The 26221-nt window shown below is 46.0% G+C and carries 23 protein-coding genes, 2 other RNA genes and 1 pseudogene; 13 read left to right on the forward strand and 13 right to left on the reverse strand.

Annotated features, from left to right (window positions below; all coding sequences use genetic code 11):
- Nucleotides 1-321: 321 nt before the first annotated feature.
- Nucleotides 322-1071 (reverse strand): DUF975 family protein, encoded by a 750-nt coding sequence (locus tag C1A02_RS04325; protein WP_101696999.1) that lies wholly within the window; start codon nucleotides 1069-1071, stop codon nucleotides 322-324.
- 211 nt (nucleotides 1072-1282) lie between these two features.
- On the reverse strand, nucleotides 1283-2461 hold the full coding sequence (locus C1A02_RS04330) for a DegT/DnrJ/EryC1/StrS family aminotransferase (RefSeq protein WP_101697000.1): 1179 nt from the start codon (nucleotides 2459-2461) through the stop codon (nucleotides 1283-1285).
- Nucleotides 2462-2787: 326 nt separating this feature from the next.
- Between C1A02_RS04330 and C1A02_RS04335 the strand changes: the two genes are divergently transcribed.
- The 6 genes from C1A02_RS04335 to C1A02_RS04360 all read left to right on the forward strand — a co-directional run bounded on the left by C1A02_RS04335 (nucleotide 2788) and on the right by C1A02_RS04360 (nucleotide 9419).
- Complete coding sequence (locus C1A02_RS04335; protein WP_101697001.1) at nucleotides 2788-3378, forward strand: acyltransferase; 591 nt, start codon at nucleotides 2788-2790, stop codon at nucleotides 3376-3378.
- Entirely contained in the window at nucleotides 3365-4498 is a 1134-nt protein-coding gene (locus C1A02_RS04340) for a DegT/DnrJ/EryC1/StrS family aminotransferase (RefSeq protein ID WP_101697002.1), read from the forward strand. Before C1A02_RS04335 ends, C1A02_RS04340 begins: the two co-directional genes overlap by 14 nt.
- Nucleotides 4499-4550: 52 nt before the next feature.
- Nucleotides 4551-5870, forward strand: coding sequence for a nucleotide sugar dehydrogenase (locus tag C1A02_RS04345; RefSeq protein ID WP_101697003.1), 1320 nt, complete (start codon nucleotides 4551-4553; stop codon nucleotides 5868-5870).
- 105 nt (nucleotides 5871-5975) lie between these two features.
- The gene (locus tag C1A02_RS04350) at nucleotides 5976-7094 is read left to right on the forward strand and encodes a Gfo/Idh/MocA family protein (protein ID WP_101697004.1); all 1119 of its coding nucleotides are present in this window, start codon (nucleotides 5976-5978) and stop codon (nucleotides 7092-7094) included.
- Nucleotides 7091-8173, forward strand: coding sequence for a non-hydrolyzing UDP-N-acetylglucosamine 2-epimerase (gene wecB / locus C1A02_RS04355; protein ID WP_101697005.1), 1083 nt, complete (start codon nucleotides 7091-7093; stop codon nucleotides 8171-8173). Before C1A02_RS04350 ends, wecB begins: the two co-directional genes overlap by 4 nt.
- 13 nt (nucleotides 8174-8186) lie before the next feature.
- Nucleotides 8187-9419: a glycosyltransferase family 4 protein gene (locus C1A02_RS04360; RefSeq protein ID WP_101697006.1), complete on the forward strand. Its 1233-nt coding sequence runs from the start codon at nucleotides 8187-8189 to the stop codon at nucleotides 9417-9419.
- Nucleotides 9420-9639: 220 nt separating this feature from the next.
- Here C1A02_RS04360 and C1A02_RS04365 read toward each other — a convergent pair whose 3' ends face one another.
- From C1A02_RS04365 to C1A02_RS04395, 7 genes are all read right to left on the reverse strand, one after another.
- Nucleotides 9640-10290, reverse strand: coding sequence for an ABC-2 transporter permease (locus tag C1A02_RS04365; RefSeq protein ID WP_101697007.1), 651 nt, complete (start codon nucleotides 10288-10290; stop codon nucleotides 9640-9642).
- Nucleotides 10287-11150, reverse strand: a complete 864-nt coding sequence (locus C1A02_RS04370; protein ID WP_101697008.1) for an ABC transporter ATP-binding protein — start codon at nucleotides 11148-11150, stop codon at nucleotides 10287-10289. The genes C1A02_RS04365 and C1A02_RS04370 overlap by 4 nt, the downstream gene beginning before the upstream one ends.
- 2 nt (nucleotides 11151-11152) lie before the next feature.
- Entirely contained in the window at nucleotides 11153-11527 is a 375-nt protein-coding gene (locus C1A02_RS04375) for a GntR family transcriptional regulator (protein WP_101697009.1), read from the reverse strand.
- A 215-nt stretch (nucleotides 11528-11742) separates the two neighbouring features.
- Nucleotides 11743-13842, reverse strand: a complete 2100-nt coding sequence (locus C1A02_RS04380; RefSeq protein WP_243577917.1) for a methyl-accepting chemotaxis protein — start codon at nucleotides 13840-13842, stop codon at nucleotides 11743-11745.
- A 327-nt stretch (nucleotides 13843-14169) separates the two neighbouring features.
- On the reverse strand, nucleotides 14170-16329 hold the full coding sequence (locus C1A02_RS04385; RefSeq protein ID WP_243577918.1) for a methyl-accepting chemotaxis protein: 2160 nt from the start codon (nucleotides 16327-16329) through the stop codon (nucleotides 14170-14172).
- 393 nt (nucleotides 16330-16722) lie between these two features.
- A complete protein-coding gene (locus C1A02_RS04390; protein WP_129588141.1) occupies nucleotides 16723-16962 on the reverse strand; it encodes a hypothetical protein in 240 nt (79 codons plus the stop codon).
- A gap of 26 nt (nucleotides 16963-16988) precedes the next feature.
- Complete coding sequence (locus tag C1A02_RS04395) at nucleotides 16989-17585, reverse strand: uracil-DNA glycosylase (RefSeq protein WP_101697011.1); 597 nt, start codon at nucleotides 17583-17585, stop codon at nucleotides 16989-16991.
- Between the two features lie 379 nt (nucleotides 17586-17964).
- Between C1A02_RS04395 and ffs the strand changes: the two genes are divergently transcribed.
- The 6 genes from ffs to ssrA all read left to right on the forward strand — a co-directional run bounded on the left by ffs (nucleotide 17965) and on the right by ssrA (nucleotide 21827).
- An RNA gene (gene ffs, locus C1A02_RS04405) (signal recognition particle sRNA small type) lies at nucleotides 17965-18064 on the forward strand.
- An 81-nt stretch (nucleotides 18065-18145) separates the two neighbouring features.
- On the forward strand, nucleotides 18146-19876 hold the full coding sequence (gene dnaX, locus C1A02_RS04410; protein WP_101697480.1) for a DNA polymerase III subunit gamma/tau: 1731 nt from the start codon (nucleotides 18146-18148) through the stop codon (nucleotides 19874-19876).
- A gap of 14 nt (nucleotides 19877-19890) precedes the next feature.
- On the forward strand, nucleotides 19891-20241 hold the full coding sequence (locus C1A02_RS04415; protein ID WP_101697013.1) for a YbaB/EbfC family nucleoid-associated protein: 351 nt from the start codon (nucleotides 19891-19893) through the stop codon (nucleotides 20239-20241).
- A 3-nt stretch (nucleotides 20242-20244) separates the two neighbouring features.
- Nucleotides 20245-20844, forward strand: coding sequence for a recombination mediator RecR (gene recR / locus C1A02_RS04420; protein ID WP_101697014.1), 600 nt, complete (start codon nucleotides 20245-20247; stop codon nucleotides 20842-20844).
- 18 nt (nucleotides 20845-20862) lie between these two features.
- On the forward strand, nucleotides 20863-21333 hold the full coding sequence (gene smpB / locus C1A02_RS04425; protein ID WP_101697015.1) for an SsrA-binding protein SmpB: 471 nt from the start codon (nucleotides 20863-20865) through the stop codon (nucleotides 21331-21333).
- Nucleotides 21334-21477: 144 nt separating this feature from the next.
- Nucleotides 21478-21827: a transfer-messenger RNA gene (gene ssrA, locus C1A02_RS04430) on the forward strand.
- A gap of 521 nt (nucleotides 21828-22348) precedes the next feature.
- Here ssrA and C1A02_RS13920 read toward each other — a convergent pair.
- From C1A02_RS13920 to C1A02_RS04445, 3 genes and pseudogenes are all read right to left on the reverse strand, one after another.
- Nucleotides 22349-23431: pseudogene (locus C1A02_RS13920) on the reverse strand (recombinase family protein); the annotation flags it as partial.
- Entirely contained in the window at nucleotides 23409-23549 is a 141-nt protein-coding gene (locus C1A02_RS13440; protein WP_164997146.1) for a hypothetical protein, read from the reverse strand. The gene C1A02_RS13440 and the pseudogene C1A02_RS13920, both read right to left, overlap by 23 nt.
- A gap of 315 nt (nucleotides 23550-23864) precedes the next feature.
- Entirely contained in the window at nucleotides 23865-24326 is a 462-nt protein-coding gene (locus C1A02_RS04445) for a hypothetical protein (RefSeq protein ID WP_101697016.1), read from the reverse strand.
- Nucleotides 24327-24470: 144 nt separating this feature from the next.
- Here C1A02_RS04445 and C1A02_RS04450 point away from each other — a divergent pair, with 144 nt between their 5' ends.
- Complete coding sequence (locus C1A02_RS04450; RefSeq protein ID WP_243577919.1) at nucleotides 24471-24755, forward strand: helix-turn-helix domain-containing protein; 285 nt, start codon at nucleotides 24471-24473, stop codon at nucleotides 24753-24755.
- A 35-nt stretch (nucleotides 24756-24790) separates the two neighbouring features.
- Here the strand turns inward: C1A02_RS04450 and C1A02_RS04455 are convergent, their stop codons facing one another.
- Nucleotides 24791-25783, reverse strand: coding sequence for a hypothetical protein (locus tag C1A02_RS04455; protein ID WP_101697017.1), 993 nt, complete (start codon nucleotides 25781-25783; stop codon nucleotides 24791-24793).
- Between the last annotated feature and the right edge of the window lie 438 nt (nucleotides 25784-26221).

A 26221-nucleotide genomic window follows, 5' to 3' on the forward strand; every position in this document is an offset into this window, starting at 1 on the left:
TACGGGAAATGGCAGAAGTTTTGCAATATCAGCAAATTTGTTCTGGGAAAGATTACCTGTTGCTCGAAAGTACATTAATTTCGTGTTAATTTATTAGAAAACAGACACAAAAAGCCTTGGTGTCTCAATCCAGCCTCTTGTCAACATTTCTGTTTTCTCTTTTTGTCAAATCCTTATTTTCAATTTATTCTTATTTAGAAGATAAAAGTTTGGTAAAATAAGTTAAAATCAGTTAAAATGGGTGGCTATATTTCTGGGATCAAAAAAAGAGCCGGCGGCTTTTTTTGCCGGCTCTTTTCTGGTTCTATTATTTTTTAAGCACTAATATACTTCCGGCCCTGCCTGTTCCGGCTCCACCCGTCTGTATTGCAGCGACTGGTAAAAGTTTATAACCGTCTGCATGATGTAAGGCTGCAGCCACAAACCGCCAATTCCACAAGTTAGAAGTGCCAAAAACGCCCAGCCGATAAAGCTCAAATAAAGAACGAAGAATTCTCCTTTGTGCCCGCGGGTTAGTTGTGCACTTCTTTTCAATGCTTCTGTGGCCCGAAGTTCCGGAAAATCCAAAAGAAGGAAAAAGGAAAAACCATATTTCAGCCATACCAGCAAAGTGCCTATAAGGGCCAGCACATATCCCGATGTCAGCATTAAACTGGCACTCATCACAGAACCTGCCGAAGCGTAATATCCTTCCTGAATGGCATCCATATTCAAAAATCCCAGAACCATAAGTACAATTCCAAGCAAAGAGTAAAGAAGAATCCAGAGTGCGATTAGCAGAAGAGCGCAAAAGGTTCTGCCCCAATATACTTTAAAATTGCGGAACACACTGAACATGGTTCCAATTTCCACCGGCTCACGCCTGCTGTTAAGTATAAAATACAGCATATACCCCAGAAGCAGCATTGGATAAACCAATATCCCAATCACCCAACCTAAAATCGGGATAAAGTCCAAAAGTCCTACCGCAAAGATCAGCAAGGCATATATCAGGGTTAAAATTGCCGCCTGTCCCCAGCCTCCCTTAAGCTGTTCTTTTGCAAGGGTCTTGCATTCCCCTCTTGTCATCATAAAAAACACCTACCCATTCTCAATATCTATATTTTATCTCGATTTCCGTTTTGCCCAACGGCAAAATGATGGCCGGAAAGAGAATAAAATCAACGTTTTGCCGCACGCTTTTAAACCTCTTGCTTTTAGTATACAAAAAAAATCAAAAAAATAGTTGCCTTTTAAAGGAATAAACCCGAAAAAGACAACTAAAGATTTTCTTACAACAAAATTATTTATGGTATTTTTCTGCAATATCCGCTACCGCATCAATGACATACTGTACCTGTTCGTCTGTCATAGTCGGATACAGCGGCAAAGAGATGCAGCGCTCGAAATGCTTTTGCGCATTGGGGAAATCTTCGGGCTTATAGCCAAAGCGCTCGGTATACGCCGACATGTTGTGCACAGGGATAAAGTGTACGCTGGTTCCCACATTCCGCTGATTCAATTCCACGATAAACTGGTCGCGGTCAATGGTCAGGTTTTCCGGAACAATGCGAATCACATACAAATGCCAACAGTGAGTGGTGTAATCCGGCACAAAAGGCTCATCGATAGCGTCCATCGCCCCAAAGGCCTTCTGGTATTTAGCGGCGATCTTCAGGCGTGCTTCCTGCATTTCTTCCAGTCGTTTCAGCTGAATGATGCCCAAAGCAGACTGAATATCAAACATATTGTACTTAAAGCCGGGCACTGCAATGTCATATTTCCAAGTGCCGCCTTTGGCATAGCGGTTCCAGGCGTTCTGGCTCATGCCGTTGCCCACATACATCCGGGCAGTGGCCGCAGTTTCGTCATCGTCGGTAACAAACATTCCGCCGTCACCGGTGCAAAGGTTCTTGGTGGCATAAAAACTGTAAGAGGCAGCCCCTTGCAGGGAATTGCCAACCAGTCTTCCCTTATAACGGCTCCACAAAGCATGGGCGGCATCTTCCGATACAAACAGATTGTGTTTCTCAGCGATTTCATAGATGCGATCCAAATCGCACACCTGCCCGCTGTAGTGAACGGGAACTATCGCTTTGGTTTTAGAGGTAATTTTCTTTTCAATCTCGGCCGGATCAATACAGGTCGTTTGAAAATCAATATCCGCCAAAACCGGAGTTGCCCCGGTATGAATAATGGTGTTGGCAGTCGAAGCAAACGTCATGGGGGTCGTAATTACTTCATCCCCGGGTCCGATGCCCTGGGTTACCAGAGCGATGTGCAGCCCTGCCGTACAGGAATTCACCCCAATGGCATGCTTTGCGCCAAGGTATTCGGCAAACTGCTTTTCAAACTCCACCGTGCGCGGCCCTTTGGCAAGCCAGCCGGACTTCAGCGTGGCAACCACTTCATCGATTTCCGCCTCGGTAATGTCGGGAACATTATAGGGAATAAATGTATCGCGGCTAACAAACTTGCTCATAACTATCCCTTTCCCCTGCTGGTGGCTCTAACCGGAAGGCCCAAGCAGGAATGAATTGTGCAAATATTCCGGTATTGCGCACATCAATTTGGTAAAAAATAAAACGAATAAATTACTGCTAATGATAATACGATCGGAAATTCTTGTCAATACGATTCAAAGGGATTGCGGATTGAAACGATTGACTATGGTAAATAATAGCGATATAATAAACCAAGATTACGCCGGAATTTGGGTAAAACTGGTACCGCGCTCCAGATTCGGCAGCGGCGCGCGGCACACCGGCCTAAATATATTCTGCTGCCGGAGAATGGCGGTTACTCACAGTGAGCAAAAAAAACTTTTTTATACACGAAAGCGCCTTTGCAGATGAAGGCTGCCAAATCGGAGAAGGAACCAAGGTCTGGCATTTCAGCCACATTTCCTCCGGAAGCCAAATCGGGCAGGGCTGCACCCTGGGCCAAAATGTCTTTGTTGCCCCGGGCGTAACCATCGGCAACCACTGTAAGATTCAGAATAACGTTTCCATCTATGAGGGCGTGGAACTGTCGAACTATGTGTTCTGCGGCCCCTCTATGGTGTTTACCAACGTGCCTCGCCCCCGCTGCAAATACCCCCAGCGCGGCGCGGAGTTTTATGTCCGCACACCGGTGGGCGAAGGCGCCAGCATCGGCGCAAACGCCACCATCGTCTGCGGCCACAGCATTGGGGCGCACGCGTTTATCGCCGCGGGCAGCGTGGTGACAAAAGATGTGCCCGCACATGCCATCATGATGGGAAGCCCCGCACGGCAGCGCGGCTGGGCCTGCGAATGCGGCGAAACGCTGAATGAAGCCCTGCACTGCCCCAAATGTGGCAGGCAGTACACACAAACACCAGAAGGTCTAAAGGAGGAAACCAATCATGCAGAAAATTGAGTTTAATGATTTGTCGGCTCAGTATCAGAAATTAAAACCGGAAATCGACGCGGGTATCGCGAAGGTTCTGGAAGAATGCCACTTTATCTCCGGCCCGCAGGTGGAAGAACTGGAACAGGCGTTGTGCGACTATGTGGGGCGCAAATACTGTGTAGCAGTGTCTAATGGAACCGATGCGCTGCAAATGCCGCTGATGGCTTGGGGAATTGGCGCCGGCGATGCGGTGTTCGTGCCGTCCTTTACCTTTGTCGCCACCGCTGAAGTGGTCAGCCTGATGGGCGCAACCCCGGTGTTCTGTGACGTAAAGGAAGATACCTTTAATTTAGACCCGGCTTCGCTGAAAGAGCAGATTGAGCGCGTAAAAGCAGAGGGCAAACTGACCCCCAAGGCAGTTATTCCGGTGGATCTGTTTGGCCAGACCGCCGATTATGATGCAATTCTCTCTTTGTGCCGCGAACACGGCCTGTTGGTGATGGAAGATGCCGCACAGGGGTTTGGCGGAACCAATAACGGCCATAAAGCTTGTTCCTTCGGCGATGTTTCTGCCACCAGCTTTTTCCCGGCAAAACCCCTTGGCTGCTACGGCGACGGCGGAGCGATTTTTACGGATGACAAAGAGCTTTATGATCTTTTGGTTTCCATCCGCGTACATGGCAAGGGCACCTTTAAATATGATAACGTCCGCGTGGGCCTGAATGCCAGACTGGACACCCTGCAAGCAGCCATTCTTCTGCCGAAGCTGCGTGCATTTGACGAAGAGAACAACACCCGCATCAAAGCGGCCGAGCTGTACACCTCTTTGCTCAAAGACAAATTCGACATTCCCGTGGTTCCGGAAAATTACGTTTCCAGCTGGGCACAGTACACGATTAAGGCGAAGTCCACTGAAGAGCGCGACCGCCTGATCAAAGGACTGCAGGAAAAAGGAATTCCCAGCATGATTTATTATCCGAAGCCTCTTCATTTCCAAAAAGTTTATGAGGATTTGGGGCACAAAGAGGGGGATTTCCCGGTCAGCGAAAGCTTGAGCCAGCGTGTGTTCAGCCTGCCGATGCATGGCTATATCACACCGGAAATCGTCACCTATGTGGCCGAAGCACTGAACTCTTTGGCGGAATAAAACACTTGTGAAGTGAAAAAGTGATAGAAATGCAAAAAGGTAGGTAACAAATATGTCAAATTGCAAGACGGAGCTTCTTTCGAAAATAGAGGGCAAAACCGCCGCAGTCGGAATCATCGGACTGGGATATGTCGGTCTTCCCCTTGCCGTAGAAATTGCCAAGGCCGGCTATAAAACCATCGGCTTTGACGTTCAGGCACAGAAGGTGGAGCAGGTAAACCGCGCACAAAACTACATTGGCGATGTGGTAGACAGCGCTTTGGAGGATGTGGTAAAAAGCGGCCATCTGTCTGCTACCAGTGATTTTTCCTTCATTCGTGACGTGGACTGCGTGGCCATTTGTGTTCCCACCCCGCTGGACAAATACCAGCAGCCGGACATCAGCTATGTCAAAGGCTCCACAGAATCCGTCGCACAATATCTGCATTCCGGCATGTTGATCGTGCTGGAATCCACCACCTATCCCGGCACCACAGAGGAACTGCTTCAGCCTATTTTAGAGGCTTCGGGCCTTCACTGCGGCGAAGATTTCTTTTTGGCCTTCTCCCCCGAGCGCGTGGACCCCGGCAACAAGCAGTTTAAAACCAAAAACACCCCCAAGGTAGTCGGCGGCGTGGGTCAGGACAGCACCGAGGTAGCAGCTGCGCTGTACCGCAACGTGCTGGAAGGCGGCGTATATGAGGTTTCTTCCCCCGCTGTGGCGGAAATGGAGAAGCTTTTGGAAAACACCTACCGTAACATTAATATCGGCCTTGCCAACGAAATGGCCATCATCTGCAACCGCATGGGCATCAACGTTTGGGAAGTCATCGATGCGGCAAAAACAAAGCCCTATGGCTTTCAGGCTTTCTATCCCGGCCCGGGACTTGGCGGCCACTGCATCCCGCTGGATCCTTTCTACCTGACTTGGAAAGCCCGCGAGTTTGATTACCACACCCGGCTGATTGAAACCTCCGGCGAAATCAACACTTCTATGCCCGAATATGTGGTAGACCGTGCCATGAAGATTCTGAACCGGAATAGGACCGCAATGAATGGCGCAAGAGTTTTGATTTTGGGTGTCGCTTATAAAAATGACATCGATGATTACCGTGAGTCCCCGGCACTGAATGTCATTGATCATCTATTGGAGCAAGGCGCAGACGCTGTGTTCTATGACCCTTATATTTCGGAATACAAGCACAAGGGGCAGGTTCATACCGGGCTGACTGAGCTCACCGATGAAGAGCTGAAAAGTGCCGATATCGTCATCATCTGCACCGCTCACGAGCGTTTTGATTATGACCGCATTCAGTCCCTTTCCAAAGAAATTTTTGATACCAGAAATGCAATGAAGCAAGTAAAAGACAGAAGCAATATCGAGCTGCTGTAAGATATCTTTGATTATTGTGTGTACAGGAGCGCCGTCCCGGCTGTGGCAGCGCTCCTGACTGCGTGAAGAACGAAATTGCAAATCTAGACGAAGGATGGAAACACAATGAAAAAACTACACTTTCTGTTGATTGGCTGTGGAAGAATTTCTAAAAACCATATTGCTGCCGCCGCGGAAAACCAAAGCCAAATGGAATTGGTTGCCGTTTGCGACCCGATTGTAAGCCTGGCGGAGCAGAAGGCGGACAGCCTGGCAGAAAAAACCGGCAGCCGTCCCGCTGTGTATACCGATTACAAAAAAGCATTGGAAGAACTGGAAATTGACTGCTGCGCCATTGCAACCGAAAGCGGCTACCATGCAGAGATTGCACTGGACTGCCTGCGCAAAGGCAAACATGTACTGGTAGAAAAGCCCATGGCTCTTTCTACCCATGATGCACAGCTGATGATTCAGGAAGCCAATTCCCGTGGCCTGAAACTGGGCGTCTGCCACCAAAATCGCTTTAATGCCCCCATTCAGGAACTGCACAAAGCCTTAGAGGACAAGCGCTTTGGAAAATTGGTTAGCGGCACCGCCCGCATTCTATGGAACCGTTCCATGCCCTATTATGAGCAGGCACCCTGGCGCGGCACTTGGGCACAGGACGGCGGCACGCTGATGAACCAGTGCATTCACAACATCGACCTGCTTCAGTGGAGCTTGGGCGGTGAACCGGAAACTATTATGGCGATGACAGGCAATTATCTGCGTGATATTCAGGCAGAAGATTTCGGTGCCATTCTGGTGCGTTTTAAAAATGGAGCCATCGGCATCATAGAAGGCACCGCTTGTGTATACCCCAAAAATCTGGAAGAGACCCTTTCCATCTTTGGCAAAACCGGCACGGCTGTCATTGGCGGACTGGCCGTCAACCGGGTACAAACCTGGAACTTTGAAGAGCCTGCCGAACAGGATAATCACATTGCGGCAATGGCCGGAACCGACCCCACCGATGTATATGGCCACGGCCACAATTCCTTGTATGCCGATTATATCGAGGCCATTCACAATAACACTCAGCCCCTGATTAGCGGAGCGGAAGGCATTAAAGCTCTGAAAATTATTCTGGCTGCTTATCAATCTCAAAAGACCGGACAGGCTGTTCGGTTCGACGATTTGGAATTTTCCACCTTAGACATGACAGACAGCGATGTGCGTTACCACTGTGAGGAGGCCATCCAGTGAAGCTTGTGACAATTGTCGGCGCCCGTCCCCAGTTTATTAAGGCGTCTGTAGTATCCGCAGCTCTTGCCCATTCCTGTGAAGAAGTGATGGTGCATACCGGCCAGCATTATGATCACAATATGTCCGATGTGTTTTTTGAGGAGCTGGGTATCCCCCGTCCCAAGTATAACCTTGGGGTTGGCTCCGGTTCCCACGGAAAGCAAACCGGCGAAATGCTGATGAAAATTGAAGAAGTTTTGCTGGAAGAAAAACCAGATGTCCTTTTGGTCTATGGTGACACCAATTCCACATTGGCGGGCGCTTTGGCCGCTTCTAAGCTGCATATTCCGGTGGCCCATGTGGAAGCCGGCCTGCGCTCTTACAACCGCCGCATGCCGGAAGAGCAGAACCGGGTGCTGACCGACCACATTTCAAGCTGGCTGTTCTGCCCCACTCAAACAGCAGCGGATAACCTGAAAAAAGAAGGCGTGGAACAGGGTGTTTCCATCACCGGCGACGTGATGCTGGATTCTGTTCTGCACTTTTTAAAGGTAGCCAAAGAAAACCCGGAAAAATCCGCTATTTATGATCGACTGGGCATTACGCCCAAAGGGTATCGGCTTGCCACTTTACACCGGGCAGAAACCACCGACGGCGGTTTGGAAGCAGTTCTGCGTATTTTTCGCGCTTTTGAACAGCTGCCCCAGCCGGTGGTACTCCCCATTCATCCCCGCACCCGAAAGCTGGCGGAAGAAGCCATCCAGCAAGAAGGCTTTGGCAACATTCAGCTGATTGATCCGGTGGGATATCTGGAAATGCTCCTGCTGACATCCGGCGCCAATCAGGTGCTGACCGATTCCGGCGGATTGCAGAAAGAAGCCTGGTTTATGGAGGTTCCCTGTGTCACTTTGCGGCAGGAAACCGAATGGGTTGAAACTCTCACTGGTAGCTGGAACGTGCTTTCTCAGCTGGAAACCGAAGACATTTTGCAGAAAGCGCTGCATACAATACCGGATCCTTCTGCCCGGGGCCTGATGCCTTTTGGCGACGGACACGCCAGCGAAAAGATCGCCGCGGCGCTTTTGGAGCAAACAAAATAAGGGAGCCTGTGCTATGAATATTATCCTTTCCAATCATTATGCCGGAACCGGCAAAAGCATGGAGTACCGCCCGTATTTCATGGCAAAACGCTGGGTGCGGCAAGGGCACCAGGTCACCATCGTGCTCTCGTCTTTTTCTCATCTGCGCGGCGATAATCCTGATCCACAGGGGCGCCCCTTTTGGGTAGAAGAAATCGACGGCATCCGGTATTTTTGGATCACCGGCCCCGAATATCAGGGCAACGGCTTGGGCCGAATCAAAAACATGCTGTCTTTTTACCGGGGTCTTTCTAAATTTGAAGCAGAAATTACGGCAACAGGCAAACCCGACGCAGTAATCGCTTCTTCCACCTATCCGTTAGAGATTTATCCCCTGCATAAAATGGCTCAAAAGCATAACGCCAAGCTGATTTATGAGGTTCACGATCTGTGGCCGCTAAGCCCCATGGAGCTGGGCGGAATCCCCAAATACCACCCCTATATCATGCTGATGCAGGCGGCGGAAAACTACTGCTATAAACACAGTGATTCTGTGGTTTCTATTTTGCCAAACGCACAAGAGCACATGATTGAACACGGCATGGAACCCGAAAAATTCGTGTGCATTCCCAACGGAATTGTGAAAGAGGACTGGGAAACAGCAGAAACCGGGGAACCTGTTTATGGAGAAAAGCTGGCACAGTATCACCGGGACGGATATTTTCTCATCGGCTACACCGGTGCGCACGGCGTTGCCAATGCGCTGGACAGCTATGTGGAAGCAGGCGAATTGCTGCGAGGCAAAAAAATCAAACTGCTTCTGGTGGGGCAAGGGCCGGAACGGGAACGGCTGATGCAAAAGATTCAGGAAATGGATCTTTCTGATGTGGTAGAAGCTCTGCCCGCGGTAAAACGACATGAAGTGCCGGGGCTTTTGGAACAGATGGATGCCCTATATGTTGGGTTACAGCGCCAGCCTTTGTTCCGATTTGGAGTAAGCCCCAACAAGTTAATGGATTACATGATGGCGGCAAAGCCTGTCATCTTCGCCATAGAAGCTGGGAACGACATGGTAGCAGACGCAGGCTGCGGCATCTCTATCCCACCGGAAGACCCAGTGGAAATCGCCCGGGCTGCTCAGCAAATGGCTGCTGCTCCCAAAGAAGAACAGGAAGCTATGGGGCGGCGCGGACAGGACTATATTTTAAAGCATCATGAATATGATGTGCTGTCGAACCGGTTTCTGGAAGTTTTGCAAAACCGGTAACAGCAAAAACAGATAAAACAAAAACCCGTCGGTATCTTCGGCGGGTTTCTTTCTATTCCTAACAGTAGGATGCCGCAAATCAAAAGATTTGCAGCATCCTACTGTTATTTTAATACCTATTTTCTTTCTTTGCTTTTTCTTTTTCAGGCAATTGGGGTATTCTTCCCTTTTCTGAATGCTTCTCTTTGGATTTCTTCTGTTATCCGGTATTTTTATAGATTTACAATTCCTTCTTTTCGTAAATCCCAATGGATATTGCCAAAGAGATTCCAAAGATTAGGATACTAGCCACGGCCAAGACCAAACCCAATGCAAACGAAGGAATGGATGCAAAGGCAGCTAAATTAACTGTGGAATTCGCAAAGATCTTTGCGAACACAGACGGGCCTATCGAAAGTACAATAACAATCGTCATATAAAAAAACCTTATTTTTATAATTCCATATTTAAATTCTAAAGGTAAATAGATACAAAATATGATTACTGCCAAAAAAAGTACCGCTAAAACGTCCAGCAAATCAAGAAGTCCGGCTGGGTTAAAAAGAACCATTTCGATGGTGTGGACAAAGTAACAATAAGCAAATATCAAAAGGAAAAGGACATATTTTTCGGCTGCAAAGGCGCTTCGTGGATAAGGAGCCGCACATAATAACGCCTCGGCTTTTGGATTTTTCCCCTCCAACTGAAAAAGCATTTGAAAGATAATCAGCTCCCCAAGAATCACCATATATAAAAAGGGAATGATTCCCCACTGCGCCAATTCAGGGGCAGTCCATAAAAAGAACGGTGGAATGATGCAAACGATAGCCAAAATAATAAATATCATCTTTTTCGCAATTAAAAAATCCTTTTTTACCAGCTGCAAAATCATTTCTTCTTCCCCCCTTCAATATAGGCTAACATAATCTCTTCAATGGTAGGTCTTTCCACCACAATATCCGGTATTGCCTGTTGAACCTTCGGCAAACACTTTGTGATTCCGGTAAAACCGTAATCGGTGGTTTCTAAATGGGAAAACAGCGCTCTGTTGTTGCCGTTCAGCGAATTTTTATCCCCTTTTATCACACGGTGACTTTCCAACAGAACATCCTTTTCCTGTTGAAAAAGAACGGTTCCCTGATCAATCAGAATGAGCATATCGGCTACCTTATCCAAATCCGAGGTAATGTGGGTGGAAAAAAAGACGGCCTTCCCTTCCTGTTTCATATAATCTTTGATGATTTCCAGCAGCTGACTGCGGATCAAGGGATCCAGCCCGCTGGTGGGTTCATCCATAATGAGCAAATCTGCTTCATGAGACAAAGCCAAAGCCAAAGCATATTTCATGCGCATACCTTTGGACAAAGTTGAAATTTTTTGCTTGGGATTCAAAGAAAACCGTTCCATGTAATCCCCAAAGGTGTTGTCGTTCCATTGGGAATAAGCCGGGGCAATCACACGTTTCATTTCCCCCATGGTCAGCTCTTCGTAAAAGCTGCCGCCGTCCAATACCACACCGATTCGGTTTTTCAATTCTTTTTCGTGCTTCTCCCATTCTTTTCCGAATATTTTTACGGAACCGGACTGCTTTTTTACCAGACCCAGAATGGTTTTGATGGTAGTGGTTTTTCCCGCTCCGTTTACCCCAATAAAACCAGTAATGCAGCCCTCCGGCAAACCGAAATGAATGTCTTTTAAAGAAAAATCCGGATAGGATTTGTTCAGGCCGGTTACCTCTAAAATGTGATTCATACTCAAACCTCCTCGTACAAAATCTCCATCATCGCACTAAGCTCCTCTTTGCTGATGTTCAGCATTTTGGCTGTGTGTATCATGTCCTGCATCTTTTGTTCCACCAAGCGACGTTTGGATTCCCGAAGCAATTCCAGATTTTGCGCAGACACAAAAGTGCCAACCCCCACTTGGCTTATCACAAACCCCTCTTGCTCTAACTCATCATAGGCCCGCCGAATGGTCAAAACGCTGACCTTCAAATCGTTAGAAAACCCACGAATAGGCGGAAGCAAATCGCCCTCCACCAATTCCCCCTGAAAAATCGCGTCCTTTATTTGGTCTTTAATCTGCTGGTACAAAGGAATATCCGATGTATTCGAGATCAGAATTTTCATATTTTCAGCTGCCCTTCCTCCAGTGTGCATGTTAACAATACACACTATACACTTAATACACTATTCTGTCAAGACCGAGGATCCAAAACACAAAAAAAGAGAGCCGCTCCTTCTAAAAAGGAACGGCTCTGCGGGGTTTACATAGAAATTCTCTTTTTTATCCCTATCAAAAACATGACCTCAAAGAGCATACTTGATTGGAAAAAGAGTGCGAATTAGAAATAGAAATCCTCTGCCTCGGCCTGGTCTGCTTCCGGCGGCAGCTGATCGGCTTCAGAACCTTCCAGCTGGAATTTACGGATTTCCTTATGCAGAACCCCTGCCTGAGCAGAAAGCTCTTCGCTGGAAGCGGAACTTTCTTCTGCTGTAGCGGCATTGGTCTGAACCACCGCCGAAATTTGGGACAAACCATCGGTAATTTGCATGATGGCCTGCGCCTGATCCTGCGCAGAGCGCCCCATCGTGTGCACCGACGTATCCACCTGTTCCGCCAGATTGACCACGTCACCCATAGCCAAAGAAACCTCATCCACTGCTACCGAGCCCTTGGCAACCGTCTGGCCGGATTCCTCCAGCAATTCGGCGGTTCTCTTCACTGCTTCGGCAGATTTTGCCGCCAGATTCCGAACTTCATCGGCCACCACGGCAAAGCCTTTTCCGGCGGTTCCGGCCCGCGCCGCTTCAATGGCAGCATTCAGCGCCAGAATATTGGTCTGGAACGCGATATCTTCAATGGCATGGGTAATTCCCATAATCATTTCTGACGATTTGCTGATATCCCGCATATGTTCTTTCAGGCCGTTTACACGCTGATCAATTCTGCGGAATTGCTGAGTGGACTGATCCATCAGTTCCAAGGCTCCGTCTGCTTCTTGCGCATTCTTCTTCGCAGCTTCGTCAATTCGGGTCAGCATAGAAGAAAGCTCTTCTACCGAAGCCGCCTGCTCGGTTGCCCCGGCAGCCAGTGCCTGCGCCGCACTGGAAACCTGTTCTGCACCGGAATTCACCTGTTCGGCAATTTCATTGATGGTGGTCAACGTATTGTTCAACGCACCCGAAATATCAAGCAGTGCCTGTTTAATGGGTGCAAATTCGCCCGCATACTCATGCTGCAGCCGAATCCGCATGTCGCCCTGTGCCATGGTTTCCAAAACAGATACAATCTCTTGAATGTATTCCCTGTAATGAATAAGCTGAGATACCGTGCGGTCAAAGGCTGCGGCCAGCTTGCCCGTTTCGTCTCGGGTTTCCACCTCAATGCTGACATCCAAATTTCCTTCGGCAATCTGATTGGCCACGATTTCCAGCTTCTTAATAGGCGCTACCAATCCTCTGGTAATCACCACAATAAAGGCTGCAACCACCACCATAGCCAACAGCATCGCTATCGCCCATACAAACAGAATCTGGTTAAAAACCGCATTATATTCTGCATCGGGCAGTCCGGTTGCAATCATCCAGCCGGTGTTGCCCACCGCAGAAAGATAGCCATGGCTGTGAACACCTTCAGAGGTATATTCCAAAAGCCCCTCTGTTTTTGCAGAAATCGTATTTTTAAAGTTCTGGGATAAATCAATATCGGTGATATTTTGATTGATTTTTGTGGAATCGGGGTGATAAATCACACGCCCGCCGGAAGAAACCATAATATAAAACCCGGTTTCCCCAAGCTTATATTGGCTCATGCTGGTGCGCAGATTATCCACCACCAGATCCAGCCCGACTGCACCAATGATTTGCTGGGTGCCTTTCTGGTACACGGGCGCCGCAATCGTCACCACCAGCTTTTTTGTGGTAAGGTCTTCATAAGGCTCTGTCAAAGTCAGCGCATTGCTTTCTTTCATTTCCACAAACCAGGGGCGTTCCGTTGTCGCGTAATTCTGAACATTTTCCCCTGTGGATGTTACATATTGCCGGGCATCCACATCTGCCAGAAAAACCGAAAGGATGTTGGTATCTTCCCCCGCCAGATTTTCCATGGTAGCCAACAGTTCACCAAAACGCAGATCCTGTTCCATCTGCTGGCCGGCCCCAATTTTGCTCATCATATCCTGCACTTCCACATTTTGCGCAAACTGTTTGGGAACTTCGACATACTGCTGCAAGAAAAGCTCGATGTCCCCAGACGCTGCGCGGGAATCAGAAGTTAGCTTGTCATTTGTCAATTGCTGTATGTTGGTTTCCATGATTTGAAAGATTGCGGTCCCCACCGCTAAATACGAGAGGATTACCGGAATTCCTATAAATACAATGATTTTTTTCCGAAGGCTCCTCATTCCCCGTCCTTTTTCTGCAGTCTTGGTTCTTAGTTTCATATGCATTCCTCCTTGTCAAATCGACCAAATTCTAAACGGATCTTTTCTGTTTGGCCGCTTTTGATCCCTGCCAGGCCGCAGGCACAGATCACAAACCCCCATGCCGCTGTTACTGGTTATATTAAGTATATCGGTTAGAAAAATATGGAGTTTATGTCAACAATGTGACAGATTCTCACCAATATCTACAAATTCTTATTCTTATAAATTGCTGTTTTTCAAACAAAAGAAAAAGAAGAATGGCCTACCCTATGGGGGAAAGGCCATTCTTCTTCTTCTTTTATTGTCTTTTTTTCTGAATCAAGGGTTCAAAATTTAAAACCTTTTTTAAAAAAAGTGTTCGTTAGAATCGCTGTCCTGGGAATAATCAGATTCCATAAGCGGTAATTCTTCGTCAGATTTTACTGCGAAGTCATTCTGCCCTTGCAGCTTAAACTTTTTAATTTCCTGATGCAGCACTTCTGCCTGAGAGGAAAGCTCTTCACTGGATGCAGAACTCTCTTCCGCGGTAGCGGCATTGGTCTGAACCACCGCTGAAATCTGGGTCAGACCCTCGGTAATTTCCATGATGGCCTGCGCCTGTTCCGTCGCGGAATCCCCCATGCTGATAACCGATTCATTGGCGGTTTGCGCAAGGCCGACTACATCGCTTACGGCATCACTTACCACATCCACCGCATGGCTGCCATTTTCCACCGTCTGCTTCGAGCCTTGCAGAAGTTCGCCGGTTCTTTTGGCGGCCTCGGCAGACTTTGCTGCCAAATTCCGCACTTCGTCGGCAACAACAGAGAAGCCCTTACCGGCTGCCCCGGCCCTTGCCGCTTCAATGGCAGCATTCAAAGCCAAAATGTTGGTCTGGAACGCAATATCTTCAATGGTTCGGGTAATGCCAACCACCATCTCTGAAGAAGTTGCAATCTCTCTCATGTTTTCTTTCAGGTGAGTCACACGGCCGCGAATCACATCAAACTGTTCCGACACCTGTTTAAAGACCGGAATGGTCTGCTCAGCGTGGTTGGCATTCCCCTTGGCCGCTTCATCGACTCTGGCAATCATAGAAGACAGTTCTTCAATCGATGCCGCCTGCTGAGTGGCTCCGGCCGCCAATGACTGGGCCGCACTGGAAACTTGTTCAGATCCGGAATGAACCTGATCGGCTATCTGGTTAATATGACTTAATGTGTTATTAAGTGATGAGGAAATATCCAGAAGAGCAGTTTTGATAGAAGCAAACTCTCCGACATATTCCTGTTTGAGCTCAATACGCATATCACCATCTGCCATCACTTCCAGAACTTCGGTTACTTCTTCAATATACCCTTTATAATTAGACAACTGAACCACCGTGCGGTTAAAGGCATCTGAAAGCTGGCCAATCTCATCCTGACCCTGCACTTGAATTTCCACATTCAAATCTCCGTCCGCAATCTGGTTGGCCACTTTGGTCAGCCGGCGAAGCGGGGCGACCAGGCTGTTAGAGATCACAACCAGAATAACCGCAATAATTCCAATGGCAATCAGGAAAGAAATCTGCATCACGCCGCGAACCTGATTGTATTGCTGGTTAAATTCGGTATCCGGCATGCTGGTAGCAGTCATCCATCCGGTGGTTCCCACAGTAGACGTATAACCATATTTGGGTTCTCCATTAATGGTATACTGTAAAAATTCCACTTTTTTCATAGTCAGGTTGGAATTCAGGTTATCTGAAATGCCAATTTCTGAAATGTTTTTCCCCAGCAAGCTGGAATCCCTGTGGGCAATCAGTGTCCCTTTGGCAGAGATCAACGATACCGATCCCATTTCTCCAACCCGGAAGTTGCTGACGCTGTCACTGAGGCCCTGCAGTTTTAAATCCAGTGCCACTGCACCAACCAATTCAGAAGTTCCTTTTTTATAAACGGGGGAAGCAATGGTAATAACCCGCTGTTTTGTATTCAGATCCTCATAGGGTTCTGTCACTGTCAACCCGTTTTTCTTTTTCATCTCTTCATACCAAGGGCGTTCCTCTACCTTATAGTTCGGATTATTTCCCCCATTGGTATTGACGCTCTGCTCAGCGTCTATGTCCACAATAAAAATAGAAAGAATATTCTCATTTTGGCCGCGCATATTTAACATGGTTTGATAAATGTTTGGAAACTTTGCATGTACGCTCATTGGCGAAGCCTTGCCAGATTCTGTCATCATCTGCTGTAAATCTGCATTCTGCGCCAACCGGCTTGAAATTTGCAAGTATTCCGACATATAGTTTTCAATTTGGTAAGTTGCCGATTCCGATTCAGCGATTAACTCTGCGCTGGATAACTCATGCACAGAATTCCCGACCAAACTGAGAAGAATTGACCCTACAATTACATAAGACAATAACACCGGAACGCCCACAAAAGCCAAAATTCTGACACCCAGACTTTTTAGGCCTGTGCCTTTTATACGGCGCTTATTGATAACCGATTCTTCGTTCCCATTCCGCTTTTCTTTGCTCATACCTATTCCTCCTGTCCTCCCATCGTCTTTTCCGTTAGATTCTCGGAACCAAACAGACGCTATTTTGTCTTGGTCACCCCGAATGTTCAAATCACCGCAAAAACGATGCCAATCTTTTTCACTAGACTGATTTCACATAAAAATTCTGCGTTTTGGTGGTCCACATCTTCTATGCAATATCAACGGCTATTTCATTATATCGGCAATTATTTGGTAAAATGAAGAAAATAATACAAATAATACCATTATCTAACCGATCAATTCCGTCAGAAATAAAAAAATACAAATTTCATGTCTAATTCGACAAATTTATTCACCTTTTAGTCGGATGTCACATTTCACAATCGAAAATGGCCAAAAGCGCTTCTATTCTCTATATTTTTGCGATTTTTTCTAACTAATTTCTGCAAAACAAAAAATAACATCACATAGATTTTTCCCAAATTCTTTTCGTGCTGATAAAAAAACAGCAAAAAGAATGCCCCTTCCAAACGAGGAAAAGGCCATTTTTTTGCTTGCTAAAACCAGAGTACAACCAGCACCGCACCAACGTCTTTTTTCAACACCGAAACCATCCATACTCTTACAAAAAATCACAGAACCAATGCTTTCATCAAAAAGCAAATCTTTCATTTCTGATTTGCCGCCAAAGGCACCCATTAAAAACAGTCGAAAGGTTCCGATTCCACGGGAGCCAGCTGAAGCTCATCCAGTTTCTTCCGAAGTTTTAAAAAGTCCTCAAAAGCCCCCGGTTTATTATGGGGATTGCGCAGCAGCGCCGCAGGATGCAGTGTTCCCATCATCAACACCCCACCCTTTTCAAAAAAGATGCCGTGTTCTTTCGTGATCTTAATATCGGGCTTTATCAGCTTCATAGCCGCTACCCGACCCAGACAAACAATGATTTTGGGGCGAATCAGGCTCACCTGCGCTCGAAGCCAGGGCAGGCAGGCTTCCTGTTCTCCCGGCTCGGGATCCCGATTTTTCGGCGGACGGCATTTCACAATATTCGCAATAAAAATGTTGGTATTGCGATCTAAATCCACTGCTGCCAGCATTTTATCCAACAGTTGGCCGCCACGCCCCACAAAGGGTTCCCCTTGAAGATCCTCGTTTTCGCCGGGGCCTTCCCCGATAAACATGACATCCGCGTTCCGGTTTCCTACCCCAAACACCACATTCGTTCGGGTTTCGCATAATCCGCATCTGCGACACTCTTTACAGGCGGGCTCCAGATCTTCCCATGTCATTTTCATACAGCAATGTCCTCCATCCTTATACTGATTCCATTTTCTTTTGCATCTGCCGCGCTTGTCTGCGGGATATGCAGCCGGTTATCCCAGCCGAAAAAACAGCAAACAGGAAAAAACTTTCCTTATCTTACTATTGTTTGCCTGTTTCTTAATTTTGCACTGGCAAGAATATTATTTTTCTTTTGTTTTCTTCTTATGATATCATAAAACAACCTTTTCCTGTTGCATTTTTTTCGTTTGCTTGCTAAAATAGAGGCAAAGACAATCGATTTCGTTCTTGAATTTTTGGAAAACAGTTGTCTTTTTTTCAAAAATCGTTTATAATATCTCAGTTAGCTTATGAAAAAGCAAGACAGAATTACGTGCAATAGGATATGCGGGCGGGCGGGCTCTGTACGGCTGGCCGCCGTGAACCATGTCAGGCGGGGAACCGAGCAGCATTAAGCGGATTGGCTGGTGCGATGCAGGTTGTGTCTGTTCGTCCGCATATCCTATTGCATGTGTCGTCATTGGGCGATGCTGTCTTGCTTTCGGTTTATTGGTGGGTAAAGGCAGGTGAGTTTGTGTATCAGGTATTATACCGAAAATGGCGTCCTCAGCGTTTTTCAGATGTAGTAGGACAGCCCCAGGTGACAACTACCCTGAAAAACGAACTAATCTCTGGCCGGCTGGCTCACGCTTATCTGTTTACCGGCTCACGCGGAACCGGCAAAACAACTTGTGCCAAAATTATGGCCAAAGCGGTCAACTGCCTGAATCCACAAGAAGGCGATCCCTGCGGGGAATGTGACATCTGCCGCGGGCTGGAAAACGGCTCGATTCTGGATGTGGTAGAAATTGATGCTGCCAGCAATAACGGGGTGGAAAACATCCGCTCATTGCGCGAAGAAGCCAATTTTACCCCGGCAGCGGCAAAATACCGGGTGTACATCATTGACGAAGTGCATATGCTGTCTATCGGCGCCTTTAATGCCCTTTTAAAAACGTTAGAGGAACCCCCGGCTCATGTGATTTTCATTTTGGCCACTACAGAGGTTCACAAACTGCCCGCCACTATTTTGTCCCGCTGCCAGCGGTTTGATTTCCGCCGGATTGCGCCAAAAGATATGGCGGAGCGTCTAGAGTATATTGCAGCTGAGGAAAACGCCCAGATGGAACCGCAGGCATCGCTGCTTTTGGCCAGACTGGCCGACGGCGCACTGCGGGACGCACTCTCGCTTTTGGATCAGTGTCTGGGACGCGGCCGCAATATAACGGTTGATTTGGTTACCCAAACCGCAGGTTTGGCCGGACGGGCGCATTTGTTCCAGCTGGCGGACTCCATTACCCAAAAGGATTCGGGAACGGCCCTGCGGGTCATTGATGAGCTATATTGCGCTTCTAAGGATATGGCTCGGCTATGCGAAGAGCTTTCGGGTTATTTTCGCAGTCTGATGCTGATTAAAACCATGAAAGACGCCAGAGATATTCTGGCGGTTCCCGATGAGGAATATGAGGCTCTGTCTGCCAGAGCTTTACCGTGTCCGTTACCTGTCATTTTGCACAGTCTGGACACTTTACAGGATGCTTTGGAGCGGATGTACCGGGGCGGCAGCCGACGCATTGAAATGGAAATGGCAATTCTGCGCCTTTGCACGCCGGAATTGGACAACAGTATGGATGCGCTGGTGCGGCGAATTGCCTCTTTGGAACGGCGAAACACGGCAGCAGCGGAGCGTTCGCCACTTCCGACGCAATCTGCACCGCCGGTGCGGGAACCTTCTCCCCCTCAGTCATCCCCAGCAGCTTTGCAAAAAGAAGAAACAGTTCCGGCTTTTCTTACGGATGCAGCGCCTTCGGTTTCGCCCGAACCCCCGCCATCCTATGTACCACCGGAACCCCCGAGGCATTTGGAGCCTGAGGAACCAGCTTCAGCCAAAGGAAATACCACGCCTGCCGCCAGTATGGAGGATTTGCAGAATTCTGCCCAGCGTCTGGCTTCATGGCCTGAAATATTGCAGGTATTAAAAGAATACTCGCGGGTTGTCGCCGCATCCTTTACCGGTTCCACCGCTTATGTCAGCGGGGAATATGTGTTGATTGACGCACCCAGCCCCACTGCTTTTGAGCTGCTGCGCCGTCCCGCCCAGCGGGATAAAATGCGCGATGCCATCAAGCAGGTAACCGGGCGAACCTATAAGCTGGGGCCCTATAAAAAATCCCAGCCGGAACAACAAGAAAATCAGGAACGGGATCCGCTGAAAGCTCTGGCAGAGTCAGCGCAGGCTGCGGGAATCCCAGTCATTCAAAAATAACGGGAGGTTTCGATATGAAAGCAAGATTACCGGAAGGCTTTGGCAAAGGCGGAGCCGCAAATCTGCAGCAACTGGCACGTCAGGCTCAGAAGATGCAGGAAGATATGGACAAGGCCACCAGCGAATTGGAAGCAAAAGAATACACTGCAACCTCTGGCGGAAACGCCGTAGAAGTAACCGTTACGGGCAAAATGGAGGTTCAGTCCATCCAGATTAAACCCGAAGTGGTGGATCCCGAGGATGTGGAAATGCTGTCTGACCTGATCATGGCTGCAGTGAACGAGGCACTTCGCTCCGCTGCCACAGACAAAAGCCAGCGGATGGAAGAACTTTCGGGCGGCCTGAACGTACCCGGGATATTTTAAGCCATGCCCGCCTATTATGTGGCACCGCTGGCAAGGCTGATTGAACAGTTTGAACGGCTGCCCGGCATCGGGCACAAAAGCGCCCAGCGTCTTGCCTATTATGTTCTGGGTCTTTCTCAGGAAGAAACAGAAAAATTTACCGCCGCTATATTAGAAGCGCATGAAAAAATTCATTACTGCAAAGACTGCTGCAATCTGACCGATCAGGAACTTTGCCCGGTCTGTCGAAGCGGCGGCCGCGATCTCTCAATTATCTGTGTGGTTGAGGATCCCCGGGACGTATTTGCTCTGGAGCGCACAAATGAATACAAAGGCCTTTACCATGTTTTGCACGGCGCGATTTCACCGCTGAACGGCGTTGGCCCCGAGCAGCTCTGCATCAAGGAATTGCTGGCCCGCATGAATGATCAGGTGAAAGAAATCATCATGGCCACGAACCCCACCGTAGAAGGCGAGGCAACCGCCATGTATCTTTCCCGGCTGTTAAAGCCTATGGGGATAACGGTAACCCGGCTGGCCTATGGAATTCCTGTGGGGGGCGACTTGGAATATGCTGATGAGGTCACGTTAAGCCGCGCCATGGAAGGACGAAGAGAGATTTAGAAAAGGAGGCTTTTTTGCATGGCAGAAAAGAAACAAACCAAAACAATTGCCCAAAACAAAAAAGCCTTTCACGACTATTTCGTAGAGGAAAGCATGGAAGCCGGCATCGAGCTGTTCGGCACTGAAGTAAAATCCCTTCGCCAGGGACGGGTCAATTTAAAAGATTCCTGGTGTTCGGTGGTAAACGGTGAATTGCTGATTAACGGCATGCACATCAGCCCCTATGAGCAGGGCAATCAGTTTAACCGAGACCCGTTACGGGTTCGCCGCCTATTGATGCACAAGCGCGAAATTATGCGCCTGTTCGGTCTGGTAAAGCAAGACGGCTATGCCTTGGTTCCCTTATCGTTGTATTTCAAAGGCTCTTTGGTGAAAGTACAAATTGGACTGTGCAAGGGTAAAAAACTGTATGACAAACGACAGGACTTAGCAGAAAAAGCGGCCAAGCGGGATATTGAACGGGCTATGAAAGATAAAAACCGGGCATAATACTTTTTAGCCGCAGGAACAGCAAGGTCAGCCATAAGAACGGAATTTTCAGTTTGATGTTGAAAAGACCAATGAAGTTTGGCTGAATCAGTGGAAAAGAACAGGTTTCATCATCGGACGAAACACCGCAGCTCATATTAACATGGGGATGTAATGGTTTCGACGGGGGTTGTGAGCCTAAGTAAGCGAGTAGCGGTGCGGAACCGCTATAAAATCCGTAAACTTAAAATTAAACAACAACAATAAAGTTGCTTTAGCAGCCTAATTTAGGCTGCTCGTTCTTACCGGAAGTACCGCGGTCCGGATAAGAGCGTCGATTAGCGGTGAACATGAACCGGGTTACGCCTTTACCCCGGTCATGGTTTAAAGGCTACTAAACCACAGAGCCTGCCCTTGGGCGCTGTGCAGAGGGAATGTAAAAACACGGGCTACACTCGTAGAAAGCTTTGGTAGGCGGTCTTCGGACAGGAGTTCGATTCTCCTCATCTCCACCATTCCAGACCACCACTTGATGAAAATCAAGTGGTGGTCTCTTTTCATTCTCTAAACCACCTATACCAGCAGAACAACCCAAAATGGCAAAAATATTGAGGACTAATATAATATAGTCCTCAAAGACTTCAACCTTATCAACGAAAGCCTGAAACAGCTTTTTGTGTTCTTCTTCTGATTGATTTTCGCGAATCTGATTCCGCATTTGATAAAAAGCATTTAAAGCACTTTCCTCATTGATGATTAATTTTTCACGGGCTCGGCTCTCCAAAATTGCCAATTGCTCACTCAAATTGTGTTTTTGCTCTTTTAAAGAAGCATATGCAGCCTTTAATTCATCTGCATCAAATCCACTTGCTATAGCGTTAATAATATTTGAAATCTCTTTTTCTGTCTTTTTAAGACGTTTGCTTAGCAAGGCTTGTTCCTGATCGGTATCAACCTGTGTCTTTGCATAATCACGCAACGCTTTCATAATAAGTTTAAAATTATCTGCAATGCACATAGTTTCAATGTAATGTAAAACCGCTCGCTCAATATACTTTTTATTGATTTCCTTATTGTTGCATATTTTTGTGCCTTGCTTATCTCTGCAGTTACATTTATACGTTACATGATATGAGCCATTGCGGTTGCTGCGTTTTCTGTTGCCATGCATGTTGCTTCCGCACTTACCACATTTAATCAAACCTGACAGCAAATAAACCTCTTGAGCCTGATAACAGGCATTCCTTCCTTTTCGGCTATCCATTAACTTTTTGACTTTTTCAAAAGTTTCTTTATCAATAATAGCTGGGAAGGCATTTTCATGTCGAATTACTTTGTCACTCTCCTTTTCCTTGCTATTATTTCGCTTACAGTTGGCATCTTTGCTTGACCTGCGATTATAAATATAAGTACCAAGGTATTTTTCATTCAAAAGTAAATCTCGAATGCTGGAAGATTTAAATGGCTTTCCCAACTTATTGTGATACCCCAAATCATTTAAGCATTGAGCGATTCTCTTATAGCTGTATCCTTCATCTGCATACCATCGAAAAATTTTGCGAACAATCTCTGCTTCCGCTTCATTAATAATATAATGCTGATTTACCACATCTAATCCGAGCGGCGGTATACCTCCATTATGCATGCATTTCTGTGCATTAGGCAAAAGCCCCTTCTCCATAACCTCCCTTGCAAGATTGAGCGAATAATAAGCTGCCATGCCATCAGAAACGCTCTCATAAATAACGGTTTCAGGAGAATTTCCATTTAATATATCTTCTTTTACATAATTTATAGCTACATCATTATTAGAAAGCTTTCTTTTATAAACGGCTTTATCGTAGCGATCGCGAGCAAAACGATCATTCTTATATACCACAACAATATCAAAAATTCTCTTTTTACTGTCATCAATCATTTTTTGAAACTGCCTGCGGTTTGCAGTGGTACCTGAAAGCTCTTTATCAACATATTCACCCACACAAATATAACCCTTATTACTGATAAATTCCTTGCAATACCTGACTTGCTCTTCTGCTGACACCTCCCTCTGGTTATCTGAACTATAGCGCGCATATACAACACATCTTTGTATATTATTCATTTTTATTCTCTCCATTCAAATAATCAAATAGTAATTTAGCAACTGTCATAGCCTGTTCTTTTGTCAAAGTCCCTTTCTGAATTTTTATATAGTCCTCATCTTTTAACTGTTTTCTAGTCAGTGTAATCTTCAATGCTTGAAATCCTTTCATGAAGTAGATTTCAAGTTGCAACTTGATTCAATTTGTAATTACACTTACTATTATGCAAGGCAAAACAGCAGCTTTCAATATAATCATTCTTATATATTCTACTTAATCAGAATTATAATAGACAAAAAATAAATCCACTCTTGTATTTTATAGATTTGCAATGATGATACTTAACATTATTATAACCCCTCTCAACTAAACTAAGTTTGTTTGATATTGAATTATACTATTCATATAAGACAAATATAAAAATGCTCCCACAATTTTTAACTGTGGGAGCTAATTTCTTTTATCTGATTATGCAGGGGTCTGCCCCCATGCTTTTATAAATGAATCAATTTCTTTGGTCGGAAGCTTAATGCTAAATGTATTTCCATTCGTTTCGTGAAGAATGACCCAACCCCAAGTATATCCGCCATATTTTTTCTCATTGTTCACTTCTGTTTCAATCCTTGAGACCGAGCGCACAGGAATAACCCTTGTTACTAAATTAGTGTTATCTCCCCTCGTGACAGTAAATTGGCATAATATGCTCTCATGTGTCAATGCGACACAAACCACATTAGAGCAAAACAATAAAAATTCCCCTGATGCATCATAATTTACCCGTCGGCAAATATATTCGAATTTTTCTTCTGTAGTTCTTCCTTGTGGGGCTTGCCTTCTCACACTAGAAGATGCAAGCCAATTCACAAAAAGCCAACCAAGTACAAAAATAATCCCTGCAACTATCCAAAAGCTACCATCAAATATAGTCATAAAACCCCTCCTAATTTTTTACAAAATTCGTCAATCATCAGAGCCATTATAGCACACCAAAATCCTATATGTCAATTATTGGAGCCTTAAATGATAATGATTAATCCTGACTGGCTCTTTATAATCATATTAAAGAGGTGTGCTATGATGATTGCTGAAAAAATAAAATCTCTTCGAGTAGCCAGAGGGCTAACACAAGCGGAACTTGCACGGCAGCTTGGTATTACTCGAAATGGAGTCAACTCCTGGGAACAAGGATTGTCGATGCCCTCCCCTGCTTATCTAGTAGAATTGGCCAAGCTGTTTCGGGTTACAACAGATTATTTGCTCGGGCTTTCTGAAATGGAAAGCATTAATGTTTCAGGGCTGTCCGAAAGGGATATTGGAATTTTAACGGAACTTGCAGAAAGACTAAAAATGCAAAAATGAAAGTGCTTTGATGATTAATCAAAGCACTTTCTTCTTTAAAATGGCAACTCTGAATCGTCGGGATCGTAAGCATATTTTTCTAAAGGTTCTGGTTTTATCTCCGCTTCCTTTTGATTTTTTTCCTTCTCTGCATCAAATGAAGCAGATTTCATAAGTTCTGCATTTTGAAATCGCTGTATTTGACTTTCATTTTCAAAATTAAATTCTATGTTCACATTATCTTTTAATAGTGCTAGCGTGTTCGTATAGGTTTCAAGTAAGCAGTTTTCTGTATGCAAACTGCTGTAGAGCGTATCCTTTTGCGGTTCATTATCTGACAAATATTTTAATAATCGAAAAGTATTATCAAAAAAGACTACAGTTTCAATATCGATATTTAAATGAACCTTTTCCAACCGTTCAAGCCAGTAATGCCAACCAAGCGGCCTTTTCCCTTCCAATCTCTGAAAATGCTTTTCCCTTGTGCCTAGTTTCTCAACTCCTACAATTTCTGCATCGGTTGTATTGAGAAAAATAAGATTACGGTATTTATTATCAAATGCTAACAATTCGCGGCTAATGAGTTCCGCTATTAACTTGGTATCAATTCCTCTTTCTCTGAAAAAAGGAAATATAACTTTGTTTCCTTTCACTCTATCGTAATTTAAAAAGCTTGAGAAATCCATATTTACCCGCCTTGTACGCAGTCTTGTTTCTATTTCAGGGTGGTCAGTTAAGTATTCCTGACACTTTTTATCGTTAACTTGCTTGTCTGACTGTAAAAATCTTTGAAGCAAAATACAGGCAAGTCGAAAGCTTTTTACATATTGTGCAGAAATATGTTTGTTATCTATTAAATCAAGAATACAGGAAAACACCCCTGTTTCAAGATTTGCCGCTCCAACTAGATTAAAATCAAACCAGATGCAGAACTCTAAAGCGGTACGCCGTTCTTCTGAAGCTTGTTTTTTTAGAAACTCATAATTTCTTGTTCGGGAAGATCGCGTAACCGAAAGGTAATCCTTTGCTTTTGTATAATAGCTTTTCATTTATTTATATTCTCCTATCCTATTAAAACGATATTTTCCCATCAGCTATGCTGATGGCTAAAAGATTCACCCCCTTTGGGGGGAGCTTTGAAAAAGCCCTTTGAGTAACGGTATGAAAGCGTTCCGCTTTCTCATAATTTAACCCGTAGGGCAAACTTTTTTACCAGCGTTTCGCTGGAGTGTTTCTCTTTGATTGTACGCTTACACTATTCCTAAATATTAATTAAAAGTGTTCGAGCATAAAAAAGTCCTCCCACAACTCAATTGTTACGGGAGGATTCTTAATTTCTGCCCTTTTATTTATTTGGCCTTTATGGGTCATTACCCCTTTATATTCCTACCATTTTATATTCTTTCCTCTCACGTTCTTTCCCTGTGTATGGATTAAGGCAAACCTAGAAAGCTGGAGAGATAACTAAATAGTAAGTGTATCAAGCT

This window comes from Clostridium minihomine, from assembly GCF_900240385.1.
In the GTDB taxonomy this organism is placed as follows: Bacteria; Bacillota; Clostridia; order Oscillospirales; family Acutalibacteraceae; genus Faecalispora; species Faecalispora minihomine.